General features: G+C 27.2%; 16 protein-coding genes and 1 CRISPR repeat array. Of the genes, 2 read left to right on the top strand and 14 right to left on the bottom strand.

The features are described from left to right. The first annotated feature begins 965 nt into the window (after positions 1–965). Positions 966–1,568, top strand: a complete 603-nt coding sequence (locus ACRDBA_RS18125) for a hypothetical protein (protein WP_438574336.1) — start codon at positions 966–968, stop codon at positions 1,566–1,568. Positions 1,569–1,599: 31 nt separating this feature from the next. Here the strand turns inward: ACRDBA_RS18125 and ACRDBA_RS18120 are convergent, their stop codons facing one another. The 14 genes from ACRDBA_RS18120 to ACRDBA_RS18055 form a co-directional block, all read right to left on the bottom strand. Further along, the gene (locus ACRDBA_RS18120) at positions 1,600–2,844 is read right to left on the bottom strand and encodes a DUF3800 domain-containing protein (RefSeq protein ID WP_438574335.1); all 1,245 of its coding nucleotides are present in this window, start codon (positions 2,842–2,844) and stop codon (positions 1,600–1,602) included. Between the two features lie 310 nt (positions 2,845–3,154). After that, the gene (locus ACRDBA_RS18115; protein WP_438574334.1) at positions 3,155–4,132 is read right to left on the bottom strand and encodes an MmcB family DNA repair protein; all 978 of its coding nucleotides are present in this window, start codon (positions 4,130–4,132) and stop codon (positions 3,155–3,157) included. Positions 4,133–4,309: 177 nt separating this feature from the next. Further along, complete coding sequence (locus ACRDBA_RS18110) at positions 4,310–4,486, bottom strand: hypothetical protein (protein ID WP_438574333.1); 177 nt, start codon at positions 4,484–4,486, stop codon at positions 4,310–4,312. A gap of 59 nt (positions 4,487–4,545) precedes the next feature. Next, a complete protein-coding gene (locus ACRDBA_RS18105) occupies positions 4,546–5,274 on the bottom strand; it encodes a Fic family protein (RefSeq protein WP_438574332.1) in 729 nt (242 codons plus the stop codon). A gap of 135 nt (positions 5,275–5,409) precedes the next feature. Then, complete coding sequence (locus ACRDBA_RS18100; RefSeq protein WP_438574331.1) at positions 5,410–6,573, bottom strand: hypothetical protein; 1,164 nt, start codon at positions 6,571–6,573, stop codon at positions 5,410–5,412. A gap of 140 nt (positions 6,574–6,713) precedes the next feature. After that, complete coding sequence (locus ACRDBA_RS18095) at positions 6,714–6,887, bottom strand: DpnD/PcfM family protein (RefSeq protein ID WP_438574330.1); 174 nt, start codon at positions 6,885–6,887, stop codon at positions 6,714–6,716. A 95-nt stretch (positions 6,888–6,982) separates the two neighbouring features. Further along, positions 6,983–7,297, bottom strand: coding sequence for a DUF2442 domain-containing protein (locus ACRDBA_RS18090; protein ID WP_438574329.1), 315 nt, complete (start codon positions 7,295–7,297; stop codon positions 6,983–6,985). Continuing rightward, positions 7,297–7,536, bottom strand: a complete 240-nt coding sequence (locus ACRDBA_RS18085) for a DUF4160 domain-containing protein (protein ID WP_438574328.1) — start codon at positions 7,534–7,536, stop codon at positions 7,297–7,299. The genes ACRDBA_RS18090 and ACRDBA_RS18085 overlap by 1 nt, the downstream gene beginning before the upstream one ends. A gap of 227 nt (positions 7,537–7,763) precedes the next feature. Next, on the bottom strand, positions 7,764–8,024 hold the full coding sequence (locus ACRDBA_RS18080) for a CDP-alcohol phosphatidyltransferase (protein ID WP_438574327.1): 261 nt from the start codon (positions 8,022–8,024) through the stop codon (positions 7,764–7,766). Beyond that, positions 8,017–8,160: a hypothetical protein gene (locus tag ACRDBA_RS18075; RefSeq protein ID WP_438574326.1), complete on the bottom strand. Its 144-nt coding sequence runs from the start codon at positions 8,158–8,160 to the stop codon at positions 8,017–8,019. Before ACRDBA_RS18075 ends, ACRDBA_RS18080 begins: the two co-directional genes overlap by 8 nt. A gap of 11 nt (positions 8,161–8,171) precedes the next feature. After that, a complete protein-coding gene (locus ACRDBA_RS18070) occupies positions 8,172–8,603 on the bottom strand; it encodes a hypothetical protein (protein WP_438574325.1) in 432 nt (143 codons plus the stop codon). A 67-nt stretch (positions 8,604–8,670) separates the two neighbouring features. Further along, positions 8,671–9,849 (bottom strand): zincin-like metallopeptidase domain-containing protein, encoded by a 1,179-nt coding sequence (locus tag ACRDBA_RS18065; protein WP_438574324.1) that lies wholly within the window; start codon positions 9,847–9,849, stop codon positions 8,671–8,673. Between the two features lie 73 nt (positions 9,850–9,922). After that, on the bottom strand, positions 9,923–10,552 hold the full coding sequence (locus ACRDBA_RS18060) for a JAB domain-containing protein (protein ID WP_438574323.1): 630 nt from the start codon (positions 10,550–10,552) through the stop codon (positions 9,923–9,925). Between the two features lie 426 nt (positions 10,553–10,978). Next, on the bottom strand, positions 10,979–11,413 hold the full coding sequence (locus tag ACRDBA_RS18055) for a hypothetical protein (RefSeq protein WP_438574322.1): 435 nt from the start codon (positions 11,411–11,413) through the stop codon (positions 10,979–10,981). A 160-nt stretch (positions 11,414–11,573) separates the two neighbouring features. Between ACRDBA_RS18055 and srtB the strand changes: the two genes are divergently transcribed. Beyond that, positions 11,574–12,281 (top strand): class B sortase, encoded by a 708-nt coding sequence (gene srtB / locus ACRDBA_RS18050; RefSeq protein WP_438574321.1) that lies wholly within the window; start codon positions 11,574–11,576, stop codon positions 12,279–12,281. A 168-nt stretch (positions 12,282–12,449) separates the two neighbouring features. Continuing rightward, a CRISPR array of direct repeats spans positions 12,450–15,408; the repeat unit is 30 nt; unit sequence ATTTACATTCCAATATGGAGCTACTGCTAT. Between the last annotated feature and the right edge of the window lie 24 nt (positions 15,409–15,432).

Below are 15,432 nucleotides of genomic sequence, written 5' to 3'. Positions count from 1 at the left end.
TCCTTTTTTTATATGCTTTTCATTTATATAGACTAAAAGTAAATCTAAGGCTGATTCAACATCAATTATTTTACTCTCAACTGCTTCTAATAATTCTAAGATTTCCATTTTTAATAAATCTCCACTTTCTTATTCTTTAATGTAATAAGATTTTCCTTAATTACCTTCTATAATATATTTTACCACAAAAGTTCGTAAAACTAAATGTTAAAAGTTCGTATTAAGTAAAATGTATAAAATTTATTATTTTTATACTAGGGCTTAAAAGTATTGATATATCTAGCTTTATAAATTATATTTTTAAAAAAGTTCGTAAACTCCTAATTTTACGAACTTTTTATATTTGTTCAAAATTTAGTACTTTTGCTGAAAAATAGGGTAAAAATAGTCGAATCGAATATTTCAGCATTTTTGATTTTAAGTTTTTTTATAAACCTACAAATCTACTTTTGAAATATTTTAAAAATCTAAATTGTCGTAGAATCGAATTTTAATAAAATTATGCTTATTACCTATATGTGGATTTTAATGAACTGATATCCTATTGTTTATTAGATTACATTCTATGTATAATTATATTTGTAATTTAATATTTTATTTAACAGATAATCAGTCCATATATATGGTCCTGATGGTATTTAACAAATTGAAGTAGATAATCCTTATGAGGTTCAAGAAATTGAGCTTTATAAGGATTTTTTTATTTCTAAGACAAATATAAGGAAGAGAGGTATTTATTAAGATTAATTATTTAACAGAAAGAAAAAGATAACAGAACAAATTAGATAATAGGAGTAGCGTAGAGTGAGTATAACAGTTTTATGTAATTATATTGATTACTGCAAGAAGAATAAAATTAATCCAACATTTGAAGGATTACATCTTTGGCATAGATCAAATAAACACTAAGTTAGAAACCAAAAGATAATAGGAATAAAAAAATAACAGAAAAGAGGAATATAATAATGGGAGCAACAAATTTTGTGGAAGAAGTAACTACTACTGGAACAGTAAGAAAGGCCTTTGATAGTCTTGTATCAGAATATGAAAGAGAGTATGGAGAAAGATCCTACAATGGAACTATCTCAACCTGTAGCTTAGGAAATTGTAAATTATCCTTTGATAAATATTCAGAAAGTAATTATAAAAAGGCTCAAAAGTATATTAGAGATAACGATTATGGAATCAAATGGCAAGCTAATTATATTGACCTTGGAGTAGTAGGGTATGAGGTTATTACAGTTAAGAAAGAACTTCTTAAAAATAAGCCTGAATACAAGTTAAGATTTGTAATATCTACATATCAATGCTTTGAAAAAATTCAAACAAACTTTAACTATTCAACTAAAACAGAAGCAGATGATAAAGCACTAACTCTAACATTAGAAAGTGGGGTAGAGCATATAGTATCAAAAGAATATGTTCTAGTAAACAATAGTAAAAGTGATTGCTCAAGATTTTATACAGATAACAAAGTATATAAAAATAAACCAAATTTGAAACCTATGAAAAATAGAAAAGTACTTCCTATAAGGAAATATCTTTTCTTTGGATGGGCTTCATGCTAATAAATAAAAGAGATGACTTCATCTCTTTTATTTATATATCTATTCCTAAAATATCTAAATATCTATCAATTAAAGTTTCAGTGTTTGCTATGTTTAAACCTATTACTTCTGCATAATCGCCTTTACTCATTTCTTTTTTTTCAATGCTTACTTCAATATGTTTCTTTACTAATTTTTTTATATTTTCATTATCATAAGCTATTTTATAGTTTAAAAACTTTGATATATACTTTGAAATATATATCTTATCAATATTCTTAGATATATCATTATTTTCTAAAGACCAAATAAACATTTTACTATGGTACAACCTATCTAGTACATTATTATCAGATAATACTCTATATGCAAATTCTGCCTTTTCAATACCTTTAGATGAAACTATATTTAGTTTCTTATTAAGTTCCCTTAATAAATTTATATTATCATCATTTATACTCTTACTATTCAACCTATACATACCTTTTTTAAAGGTATAGCTCTTAAATAATAATTGCTCTTCATTTGGAGTTAAACTGCAGCTTTGTAATTTAACTTCTAATTTTTCTTTACTAAACTCTTCTGGAATATCTAAATATTTCTCTTCAAATATAAAAGCTATAAGACCTAATAATACATCTATTGATTGTAATGCAACATTACTTTTAGAGTCTTCTTGTCTTATTTTAGTAACTTTATAATTTAAATTTCTATATAAACTATGTGCATTAAGCTGATCCTTCAAGCTTCTTACCAATTGAATATGCTTGTACTTATTTTCAACTACATTTTTTATTTCAGATGTTATTTGGTCTTTATCATTTTGTTTTTCAATGATTTTTTTTATATCTTCTAAACATTGTTCATCTAATAGTTCCATATTATCATTTCCATAGGCATCTGATTTATCAATTGTTATGTTAATATCCTTCACCCCAGGCATCTTCCTGGTCATTCCATATATTAATCTCTCAGGTAGTTTTATATAAAATAATTTTCTTAAATTATCAGCATTTAAATTTATTTTACTACCTAAAGAGAGTGCTTGCTCACAATCAACCATATAGATATTAGATTTTGAATTATTTAAAACAAATTTAAGTATTTCATAGTAATCATCAAATTTATTTAAACTAAATGATGAAAAATGCAATTCATATTTTATTTCTCTATCTTTAAAAAGCTTATTTAATCTTGATATTTGTTCTTGTTGATAACCTAGTATCCCATAATAGCAATATTTAGAATTATGTTTATCTAATTGATGTGACTCATCAAAAAAAATATTAAATTTCATGAATATATATACTCCTTATTGACTAAACTAGTAATATAATATATTATTTAAATATAAGTTAGATTTTAAATGTAGCACTTGGTAGTTGCCGGGCCTATATTATTATAAGATCTATTGCTTATAATTTATATTTAAGGTATAGCACTTGGTAGTTGCCGGGCCTATACTTAAAAAAAACAGTTTTTAACTGCTTTTTTTTTTGCCTTAAATTAATACCTATCAATTTATCAAGTAAATAATTTATATTCTATATACATTATAATCCGATTAACATTAAAAATAAACAAATAGTTAAATACTCTAAGCTTGATTAGAGTAATCTTAAACTTAAAGTAGTTAAACTTTCATTTAACTTTAAAGGGTTTAATCTTTCTGCTTCTCTTTGTATTTCAAGTTTATCATTTTTATAAATTAAAATCCCTATATTTTTAGGTGCTATTGTTTCAGTAACCTCTAATAAATGTGATGGAATAGCTAACCATAGATAATTTACAAACTCAGCATACTCTGAATACTTCATATCATTAACTAAATCACTCTTAGATACTTTAATTTCAATACCATGTAGATTTAAATTAAAGTGTTCCTTAACTCTTAAATTCTCTGCTACTAAGACATCTATTCTTCTTGATTTAGAAGTTGTACCAGTATATACAGGGAATTCAGTTAAAGTCTTATATTTATCCTGTTCATATGCACCCTTAAAAGCTTTTCTATTACATTCTTCACCTAACCATCTTGGTTTAGATAATGTAGCTACAATCTTAGAAGCCGTAATAGTTTCTTTTATTTTTATTATAGTTTCCTCTGCCTTTTCACTTAAAGTTGATGCCTTACTATTATCTGCTTTATTCTTATGAAGATCTCCTCTAATTGTTTTATATGCATTCCGTAGATCTTCCCTAGTTATTTCTTTCTGAATTGCCTTTTCCGTAAGTTCTGCTCCTAATTTATTATCTCTCTTAGCGATCTTATCAAGTAAAACTAATGAATCAACACCTATTTGAGCCCTTTCTACAGGTGCTACTTCAATTCCTTTATCCTTTTGAATTGAAACATAATTTTCATACACTTTTCCTGCTTTTTTTCTATTCCAAATTACACTCTCGTGTATTTTATTTTTAATGCTGAAGCTTTTTACCCAAGCTGTAAAACTATTTAAATTCAACTCTTTATAAAGTTGTTTTTCTTCTATTTCTTTCATTAGTATATAAAATTTAGTCCAATTATTTTTATCTGCATTCAATATTATAATTAACTCATTCTCATACTCTTTCATAGGTTTCATTATTATCACATCCATTAGTTATATTTATAATTTACTCTAAGCATGAATAGAGTGCTAATTATATAGTACTACACATGATATCTCATAGCAAGATTCTCTTTAATTTCATTTATTTTATTAACTATAGTCTTCATTAGTAAAAAAACTGCCCCCTTAGGGACAGTTAAATTTTAATTATTATCTTTTTTCAATCTCACTTCTTAATTTTTTTACTTCATCTATAGTTAATCCACACTTTTTAGCAATCATTTCATCATTTAAGATATCCATTAAGTTTTTAGCTATCTCTCTTTGCTTTTCAAGTTGCCCCTTTTCTATTCCTTCATTAAATATCTTTTGCTCTAATGATATCATTATAGTATCCTCCAAGTTTATTATTAAATACTAAGTTTTAAAGTATATTATCTAATAAATCACATTAGATTATCTAGACATTCTAATGTCTTTACTAGTAATTCATTTTTCTGCTCTAAGAAATTTTGACATTTTGCTAGAACTTCCTCTAACGGCTTAAAGTTATTATTAACTTGACTTTCAGTTAAAGCTTTTTTATATTCGCTATTATATTTTTCATCAATAGCTACCAAATCTATATTTGATTCAATGCATTGCTTTAGCATTATAAATCTTCCTACTCTACCATTACCATCTTGGAATGGATGAATTCTTTCAAATTCACTGTGAAATCTTACTATTGCTATAAAGTCCTTTTCTGATTCATCCCACCAATTTAATAACTCATCCATTTTCATATCAACTTCCCAAGGTTGAGCTAAAACGACTGGTGATCCACTTATCATGTTAGGTATCTTTTTCCAACAACCTGCGAAACCTTTATCTTTATCTAAACTATTTTTCTTTAAAATAGAATGAAGCTCTAAAATTAAGTTTTTACTTAATTTTTCATCCAAAGTATCAACTACAAAATCAAATAAATTTAAAGAATTTATTGTCTCAAAAACATCATCTATTTTGTGACTTCCTTCTATTATTTGACTTCTCAGATACACATCTAAGTTTTCCCTTGTAAAAGTACTACCTTCAATTTTATTTGAGTGATATACAAATTCTTTTTTTAATTCATTATAAATTGAATTTGGGTATTTTTTAATTTCAATTATTTGATTTGACCTTAATTTCACAAAAAACTCCTTCATATACTTTAAATAATTAATACAATAAAAATACTGCCCCTATTGGGACAGCGTTATTGTAATTATTGATTTTAAATCATCGTTTCTAAACAATACATTACTAAGTATTTAATTGACATATAATTATATCCCCTGAATAATTCTACATCTACTTTTTAATAAATCCTTTATAGCTTTTTCTCTATATTTTTCAGTACCATAAAAATTAATTGTATCTATTTTATTACTTAGTTCCTTAGCCCATTTTTTGTATTTTTTAGGATTTCTCTTAATAACATCCTTAGCCTGATCCTTATTCTTGATATAGAATGTACCTAAATCTGAATAGCTATCAAAGTCAAACTCTTTTAGTTCAAACTCCATATGAAAATTTAATAGTGAGAATCCATTATCAAATATAGGAGCTAATTTTTCAATTTCTCCTGTATTATTATTTCTAATAAATCCAAAATTATTAAAATGTCTATCTTTATTTTCAATAATATAATCAAAAACTATCATATCATCTATTCCTGACATTATTTCATCTGAAACTAAACTTTTAATATCATTATACTTCCATCTATCTTTAGTACCTACTTCTGTAGATAAAAACTCTGCCATTGTTAGGTACCCATGATCAACATCAGTAAACAGCTTGCATTTAGTGCATAAAACACCTTGCCATCTCTCTAATTCATATTTTATATGTGGTATTCCTATTATATCAGCAACTTGTGATGCAATAACCTCTGAATAAGGTTCATTACCTGCATTTGCCGCTCCTGATGATCCCTTTTTATATAAATAGATTCCATCATTTAGTTGTCTCCACGCTTTACCTAACATTCCTTGTGTAGTTAATTCAGGTGTGTTTATTCTACCACCTAAAGATGAAGTGTTGCCAAAGAAAGTTATTATCCCTAATGATTCTTTAAATCCATTCTCATATAAATTGACACATGAAAAATCTTTGTCATACCAGCTTATTTTATCATTTGAATCCTTAATCCAGTACGTATCATTTAATGAAACTCCATTATTAATCTTTAAATAATCAAATGGATCTGGTCTATCACTAAGCATTAAAGCTTGTATTACGTTTTCTATATGTTCTCTATTCGTTGGAATAGGTCTGCTATCTAACCAAAAATCAAATATATCTATATTATCTTTTAATCTATACGGTAATATATTTCTATTTTCCTCATATATTTTTATAATTTCATACTTCTTATCAAGTGTATCAACTTTTTTAAAATCTATTAGAGGTTTATCTTTTGAATATAGCGTATATATATTCTCCATTATCTCACTCTCCCTCTTACATTCTACGTATATCTTTAATTATATAATAGCCTAGAAATTCTATTATAACAATATATTATATTAAAGTTTATAAGAAAGGAGTACCTACTGACACTTTGTCTATAGGTACTCTTTATTATCTATTCTTCACTTTCATTTGTAATTGAATATCCACTAAAATCATCAGCTGTAAGAATTATTTCAGAGTTTCTATACATCTCATCAATTATTGCTTCTGCTGATCCTTTATCTTCTGCTTCTATTGTGACTAATCTTCCTAATGTTTCTTCGATTAAAAAATTATATTTTTTCATAACTCTTTCTCCTCGTATAATATCTTTTTAAAATTTGAAAGGAGCCCCAAAAGGGAATCTCCTTCCCTCTTGGGTAAATTAATAATTTAGTTTTCTTATAACATTAATCGAGCCTTTAATATTTCTTTATTGGTATTTATATAATTATACATATCTTCTTCTTTTACTATGTCAGATTCTTCAATTGATTCTGGTGCTATATCAATACATAGCGAATCATCCATGTTCCCACTTACATCCCATGCTAGTGTATCATTCATTATAGTACATCTATTAATGAAAAACTCAATATCTTTCATTATAGGATATATATCCAATAAATTTTTTGCATCAAATAATCTTATGCTATTATCTTCATAACACACAAATACTTTATAATCTGCTCTTGGAACTACCTGAATTATTTCCATCACTTATTCCTCCCTAAGTGTATTTCATCCCATCTTTTTAATAAAAACAATTTATTCTCTATACAATATTTTGATATGCTAGACGCAATAGTAATTGGCAGAAATCCCTTGATTATTTTTCCATTACTAATGTTCATTTTTGCATTTGATTTTCCATATTTAATATGTATATGAGGTGGCTGATGGTCATTTACATAAATGATAATCTTTGCCCCTTTATAATTTGTAATAGTTGGCATTACTTCTCTCCTTAAATTATAGTATTTTCGAAATAGATTTTCAATAAATCTAATCTTTAAGTAGAGGTAATCGGATCATTTCTTGGAAGTAAAAGTGATAATATAATAAATTTCATTATTCCATATCTCCTTTTTAATAAAGGAGAATGAACCCCTCATAAGGGAAATTCATTCCCCTATGAGGTTTAATTATTGTGAAATTTTAGTAGTATATATTAAATTACTGATTAATACCATTCAGTCCAATATGTATCAGTATCTCCATCTCCATAGGCTTGTTCAAATTCTTCTAATGTCATATCATATTCTAGGCATTTATCACTACAATAGTAGTCCATTCCACCATCTATAACATAACCTTCTATCATAATCTTCAAGCAAGATGTACATACTCTAACTTCTAGAGCAAAGCTCTCTAATTCTTCCTGAATAGATGCTGCAAATTTATATCTTGCTACTCTATCTCTATCATTAAGAACATTATTCAATTTCAACCTTAGTTTTATTAGTTGAAAGCCGTTTGAATTTAATCCAATTAACAATTGCCTGTGCATTGTTATTACTAGTATCAAGGTATCTATTTAATCTTTCTATTAACTTCTGTTGCATTATTGTTCCTATCATTTATATTCCTCCTAAGCTGTTAATCTTAATTGACTAGAATCTATTAAATTAATATCTAAATTTACTGCTACAGTATGTTCTTGATTAACAATCCATCCATAGCTATTTAAATACATTTGTATATCTGATTCTTGTTTAAGTGTTGGTATATAAACACTTCCTTCAACTAAGATATTACTTAGAAGATATCTAAGCTCCTTTACAAAAGAACTTTCATTCTTTATCTTTTCTGCATTGTACACTAGAGTATCAGCTAGCTCTACATACGAATCTATATATTGTATATGTTCATTATAGCCTTTACTAGCCACAATATCACTAGCAGTATATATACAATCAGTTGCTTCAATACAGGCATAAAACAGGTCGATTTCTACTTCTGAAAATCTATTTTCCTCTATTTCTTCCCTAATAAATGACTTCATTATATTTAATTTTTCCATTATTAATTTCCTCTTTCTGTTAACTTTATCCTTCTGTTACTTATTTGTTCTTGTTATCTATAAGTCACTAACAATCTACCTTGTTAGTTATATCTATTATTTCTTTAATTGTCTTTGAATAAATCCTTTGTATTATCTCAAACATACTTTTTAGTAGTTTTACGTTAGTACAGCTCCAACTTGCTAAATACTCAAATGAATAGCTAGATGTATCAATTTCATGGACACTACAAATCATATATGCTACTGATTCTGCTACGAGTTCCTCTAGTGCATAAGGATCTCCCCCTGATTTCATTGAAATATCATCAATCTTTTCATTGTATTTCAAAACATCAACTTGGTAATGAGCATACTCATGAATTAATGTCTTTATCCTTTGACATATATATTTATCATTTTTTAATTCAGGATTAATATTAATTAACGTAGTTCCTGGTACATAATAGCCATTACTATTTGATTGCTCATAAGTAATTGGAATATCTATTATTTCATTCATTACTACTTCTAATGCTGCTGCATTAGCTGATTCTCCCTCTAATCTATTACAAATAGTTGGTATATCATCTCCGAATGTTTGATGTTGAGAATAAACAGGTGTTAATTTAAAGCCAGCACAATAGCTAGTTTCCTTAATATCTAATTCCTTAAGAATTGATACATTATCTAGTGCTACTTGCTTTACAGCTCTAAACTGCTCTATCTTACCTTGAACTTTATATATCTTTTTAACTTCTAATGAACTTTTAGATGTAGCTCGTAGTAATCCCTGTATCTCTTTACCTTCCATAGTTACTATCTCAAGCATATATACATATAGTCCTTTTCCACTATATATAATATCCCTTAATACAACGGTTAAATTAATCTTAGCCCCTACCTTCAATGACTTATAATTTACATATGGAATCTTTTTATCTCTCTCTAATTTCTTCTTAATTATAGGAGAGAATATCTCTAAAGGTATTTCTCCTGGCTTTATATCTCTTCCGAGTTCTTGCCATTGTTCAATACCTTTAAAGATTCCTACACTCTGTAGGGGTGGTTGTCCACCTCTTTCCATCTGGAGCATTTCATATTGCTGATTTGCAAGGATTATATTTTTAATAGAGTGGCTATAGTTCTTAGATTGGAACTTTAAAAATCTTTTAAAATTCTCATCATTAGCAACACCTAAAATACCTTCCTCAATATTTTTCAACATTTGCTCCATTTTATCTTCTGCTATTAAATTTTTCTTCATCTGTTATTTCCTCTTTCTGTTATCTTTTTGTTTATTGTTATCTACTCTGTTTGTTAAATTACTGTTGGTGAATTTAAATTACACCTTTCTCTTTTAAACTTGTGTACTTCCCATTAGAACCTATTATTATATGGTCAACTAATGTTACCCCTAATATCCTTCCACACTCTTTTAAACGAGTTGTTAATGATATATCTTCCTTACTAGGTGTTGGGTCTCCTGAAGGGTGATTGTGGCAAATAACTATACTTGCCGAATTACACTTTAATGCTTCCTTAAATAAAGTCCTTGGATCAACTATTGAAGTGTTAATTCCACCTTTAAACAAGTTTAATTTCTTAACTATTATATTTTTTGTGTTTAAACAATATAATCTAAGCACTTCTTGTTCTAAATACTCCATATCAGCAGCAACTTCAACAATATCCTTAGGTGATCTAATGTTATCTCCTGAAGTAATACCTATTCTCCTTGCTGATAGTTCAAATAATGCTTTGACCTTACTAAGTGTTACATCTGTAATACCTAGTAATTGCTTTATTTCCTTATCTGAATGTTGTACTAGATTAGCTAGTGAATAGATCTCATTTTCCTTAATTTTGTTAGCAACTTTCTCCCCTAAAATAAGTGATACTAGCTCTAACTCACTTAAAGTTTCTGCACTATACTTAGTTATCGTTTCTCTTAAAATTTCATTTTTCATCTGTTAATTACCTCTTTCTTATTATCTTTTTATACTGTTATCTTTTTCTTGAAAATAAAAAAACCTCGTAAAGCTCTAAAAAAGCCTTACAAGGTTATCTATCTCATTTGTTAATTACCACCACAGCCATATATATGACTTGGTTATTTGTTAAATACATTAAATTATACTTCTATATTTTATTCTATTATTTTTCTACCTTCAATGATAAATTAATTCCATATAAGGTATTTTAAAGTCTCTACTGTACTTAATTGGTTATTGTCTATCTATAAAAATAATATAGTAAATCAGTTAAATCATTAAATTAATCCCCTGAAAATGTTGGCATAAAAAGAGAAATACTACTTTGGTGGAGTAGTCTTTCTTTTAGTCTGTTATCATTTCTATTTATAAAAGCATCTTCTTTATTTACTTTATATCGTCTTAACAGTCCCTACTTTTACTACATATCCAACTAATAGTAACTGCAACTATTAAAATTATAAACCAAGGTGTGTACTTTTCTCGTCCCATGTACTTTCTTTTTTTAGTGGTTTCAATTAAATATCCATAATAAATTCCTAAGAATTCTCCTCCCGTTTCTTTATAAACATCTCTATAGTACTCTTGCTTTGGCACGTATCTTCTCCATACTCTAAGAATATGATTTGCAAAAGACATCGTTATAAAGAACGTTATAGGAATTAATATATTTATAATTAATGATCCATCTAACCTAAAGTCATTTATTATTCTACTTATTCCTATATATAAACCTAAGCTGCCCCATAATAGAGTAAACTTAATACTTGCATTATTCCATATATAATTAAATCCTAATTTAGTAACTAAAATAAACTCACTAAGAAAATTTTTCAATTTTTATTCCTCCAAAATCGTAGTTAAAATCCTATTATATAAGTAATAAACAAGATTTTATACAAGTAATTTTTGGAGGTATATTTTATTTAAATAATAAAATTCTTGTTATTAGTTGATACTATTTAAAGAAATAATTGATAGAGGTGTTATTAAAAATATGAGTAGAAAATTTAAAGTATTAGCCCGGAACCTATTACTTATAGTTGCTATAATAGTCTTTATAATATCCTTAATTAATGTTTATTCAGGAATAAAAGAATACTATAAAAATCATAAATTATATAATGATATCAATAGTCTTAATCCCTTTAATTCTAATGATTTGAATGTAGCTTATACTAAGTTAAAAGATCTGAATGAAGATTATGTTGGATGGCTATATATACCTAATACAAATATCAACTATCCTATAGTTAAGGGTATTGATAATTCATTCTATCTGAATCATAATTTTTTAAAGGAAGAAAGTAAGTCAGGCGCTATTTTTATTGATTGTAATGTAAATGAATTTGAAGATAGGAATACCATCATCTATAGTCATTATATGAAAGATGGAAGTATGTTTGCTGATTTACATAAAATATACTCTGACTTAGATAATTCTTTTAAAATTTATGTTGCAACTGACAATGAAGTTCTTAAATATGATATTTTCTCATTATTTAAAGATTCAGCTGATATAAATAATTATCAAACTTTTTGGAGTGATGATGAGTATTTAGAATATCTAAATACTTTGAGCAATAAGTCTAATATCAACTATAATGCTTCATTGAATATAAATTCTAATATAATTACTCTTTCTACCTGTGACTTTAACTATTCCAATGGAAGGCTATTAGTTATAGCTGTATTAGGGAAATAAAAGTTATAGAATTAAAATACATCTTATAACTTTTATATTACCTTTCTGAATGCATTAATTCATTATTTACAACTTTAAACATAATGAAATAATATATAAGAGTTATACACTTATTTTTTCTATAACTCTCTTTAATAACTATATCATATCTGTATTTTCTACACCTGCATTTACATTTCAATATGGAGCTACTGCTATCATCTTCTTTAGTATCAACTTTCATATAAGCTTGTCCATTTACATTCCAATATGGAGCTACTGCTATTTGTTTACAGTCCTTAGCAAGAGTTATCTTATATAAATTTACATTCCAATATGGAGCTACTGCTATCAAAAAGCTGACTTATATAAAAGGTGGTATGATAACCAATTTACATTCCAATATGGAGCTACTGCTATGAATCTATGCAATACAGAGACAATGCACAATCTATAAAAATTTACATTCCAATATGGAGCTACTGCTATGTAGTGAATTAATTAACGATAGTGGATGGACTACTACATTTACATTCCAATATGGAGCTACTGCTATTACAAAAATGACACCCATAAGAGACTTTTTCCAGATTTACATTCCAATATGGAGCTACTGCTATAAGCTACATTTAACGCTAACTATAATCAAGAAACAGATTTACATTCCAATATGGAGCTACTGCTATCTTAGGAAATTAAAAGAAATGCAGTTTTATATTAAAATTTACATTCCAATATGGAGCTACTGCTATCTATAAATTTATTTGATAAATATGCTTGTAAGAAAAAATTTACATTCCAATATGGAGCTACTGCTATTGATTTTACATATGGTGGCAAGACCATAACTACAAGATTTACATTCCAATATGGAGCTACTGCTATTTAATGATATTATAGGGGGCTAATTTTATGATAACAAATTTACATTCCAATATGGAGCTACTGCTATGAAAGAGTTATTAACTCCTAGTATTAGTGGTTTAGCAATTTACATTCCAATATGGAGCTACTGCTATCAGGTGATGAAGTGAGTGGTCAATATGCAGAATTTACATTTACATTCCAATATGGAGCTACTGCTATAGTTATATTTAAATTAGCGAGTTTTCTTTGCTCTTCTATTTACATTCCAATATGGAGCTACTGCTATCAAATAAAAAATAGGAGCGTGTAATATGAATAAATTTATTTACATTCCAATATGGAGCTACTGCTATTATTAGATACTACATTTACAGTTCAATTTACTGTAATTTACATTCCAATATGGAGCTACTGCTATTAATGGATAGAGGTGTAAAAATCCATATTATAAACAATTTACATTCCAATATGGAGCTACTGCTATTTAGTAAATTGATTAAATAAATTAGTTGTGTCTATTATTTACATTCCAATATGGAGCTACTGCTATCCTTGTTTAACCCTTCTAAAGAAATTATTATATGCTATTTACATTCCAATATGGAGCTACTGCTATTAATAAGCTTCATATCCTTGTTAATGGCGATTTAATTTATTTACATTCCAATATGGAGCTACTGCTATATAGTAGTATTGTATAAGTATAGTAATTGTAAAATAATTTACATTCCAATATGGAGCTACTGCTATTTTGTAAAAAATATCTATTAAATTTTCATTATATATATTTACATTCCAATATGGAGCTACTGCTATAATACATATTAACCGTACATACTAGACACCTCAAAATTTACATTCCAATATGGAGCTACTGCTATTAATACCAGTAAAAGCTTGGGAGTTATATGTATGTAATTTACATTCCAATATGGAGCTACTGCTATTTAATTGTTGTTTTATGTATTTACTAGACAATATTTCATTTACATTCCAATATGGAGCTACTGCTATTGCATTTCCGATTGTGTTAAAAAGTTGATTTTCAATAGACAATATTTCATTTACATTCCAATATGGAGCTACTGCTATCTACTATCAAAGCAACTCTTAAATACAATCTTTATACATTTACATTCCAATATGGAGCTACTGCTATTCTACATTCATCTAATATCTCTTCAACATAATCCATATTTACATTCCAATATGGAGCTACTGCTATAATAATTTCTAAGATCTATTTGTTCTTTACTCATCTTATTTACATTCCAATATGGAGCTACTGCTATAAAAGTTGAATAATATTAAAAATAATGCTAGACAAATTTACATTCCAATATGGAGCTACTGCTATTCTTTCTAACTTGTAAAGGTATCTATTAACCAAACTAATTTACATTCCAATATGGAGCTACTGCTATTTGATATTGTATCAATAGAAGAAGGTTTAAATAGATAATTTACATTCCAATATGGAGCTACTGCTATTTAAGTTCTCTTCCTGTCCCTTTGAAACTTAACACTATTTACATTCCAATATGGAGCTACTGCTATGGGTGGACACGCTACAAGAAACAGACTTGCAGCAGCATTTACATTCCAATATGGAGCTACTGCTATACCTATCACTTCCCCTAGTGCATAACCTATTTTGTAATTTACATTCCAATATGGAGCTACTGCTATGTTATATTTAAATTAGCAAGTTTCCTTTGTTCTTCTATTTACATTCCAATATGGAGCTACTGCTATTATGATAATAGCAATAATTTAATCTATAGTAAAATTATTTACATTCCAATATGGAGCTACTGCTATGTGGTAGAAATAGAAGAGATAGATTTTAAATCTAAATTTACATTCCAATATGGAGCTACTGCTATAAAAAGGAAGGTTAAGAGTTCGATAAATCCCTTGTAATTTACATTCCAATATGGAGCTACTGCTATGTACAAAACAAAGCAAGAATTGACGCATTTACTTAATTTACATTCCAATATGGAGCTACTGCTATCAAGTACAGGAATGAAAGTTAATGTAAAAGAAGGTAATTTACATTCCAATATGGAGCTACTGCTATATATATAAGGAGGGGTAACCCTTCTTATTTTAATATATTTACATTCCAATATGGAGCTACTGCTATCAAAGAAGTATTTTGTATTCAAGTAGAAGCTAAAAGATTTACATTCCAATATGGAGCTACTGCTATTCTAGCATTTTTAATCATATAAACACCTTCTATAACATTTACATTCCAATATGGAGCTACTGCTATTAGAGATTTAATTAAAATTAAAAG

This window comes from Clostridium sp., assembly GCF_051654825.1.
In the GTDB taxonomy this organism is placed as follows: domain Bacteria; phylum Bacillota; class Clostridia; order Clostridiales; family Clostridiaceae; genus Clostridium.
This window is presented reverse-complemented; position numbering and strand designations above follow the sequence as displayed.

Bases quoted from the DNA above. Each gene is read 5' to 3' on its own strand.
- ACRDBA_RS18125 (WP_438574336.1), top strand. From the start codon at position 966: ATGGGAGCAACAAATTTTGTGGAAGAAGTAACTACTACTGGAACAGTA.
- ACRDBA_RS18120 (WP_438574335.1), bottom strand. From the start codon at position 2,844: ATGAAATTTAATATTTTTTTTGATGAGTCACATCAATTAGATAAACAT.
- ACRDBA_RS18115 (WP_438574334.1), bottom strand. From the start codon at position 4,132: ATGAAACCTATGAAAGAGTATGAGAATGAGTTAATTATAATATTGAAT.
- ACRDBA_RS18110 (WP_438574333.1), bottom strand. From the start codon at position 4,486: ATGATATCATTAGAGCAAAAGATATTTAATGAAGGAATAGAAAAGGGG.
- ACRDBA_RS18100 (WP_438574331.1), bottom strand. From the start codon at position 6,573: ATGGAGAATATATATACGCTATATTCAAAAGATAAACCTCTAATAGAT.
- ACRDBA_RS18095 (WP_438574330.1), bottom strand. From the start codon at position 6,887: ATGAAAAAATATAATTTTTTAATCGAAGAAACATTAGGAAGATTAGTC.
- ACRDBA_RS18090 (WP_438574329.1), bottom strand. From the start codon at position 7,297: ATGGAAATAATTCAGGTAGTTCCAAGAGCAGATTATAAAGTATTTGTG.
- ACRDBA_RS18085 (WP_438574328.1), bottom strand. From the start codon at position 7,536: ATGCCAACTATTACAAATTATAAAGGGGCAAAGATTATCATTTATGTA.
- ACRDBA_RS18075 (WP_438574326.1), bottom strand. From the start codon at position 8,160: ATGATAGGAACAATAATGCAACAGAAGTTAATAGAAAGATTAAATAGA.
- ACRDBA_RS18070 (WP_438574325.1), bottom strand. From the start codon at position 8,603: ATGGAAAAATTAAATATAATGAAGTCATTTATTAGGGAAGAAATAGAG.
- ACRDBA_RS18065 (WP_438574324.1), bottom strand. From the start codon at position 9,849: ATGAAGAAAAATTTAATAGCAGAAGATAAAATGGAGCAAATGTTGAAA.
- ACRDBA_RS18060 (WP_438574323.1), bottom strand. From the start codon at position 10,552: ATGAAAAATGAAATTTTAAGAGAAACGATAACTAAGTATAGTGCAGAA.
- srtB (WP_438574321.1), top strand. From the start codon at position 11,574: ATGAGTAGAAAATTTAAAGTATTAGCCCGGAACCTATTACTTATAGTT.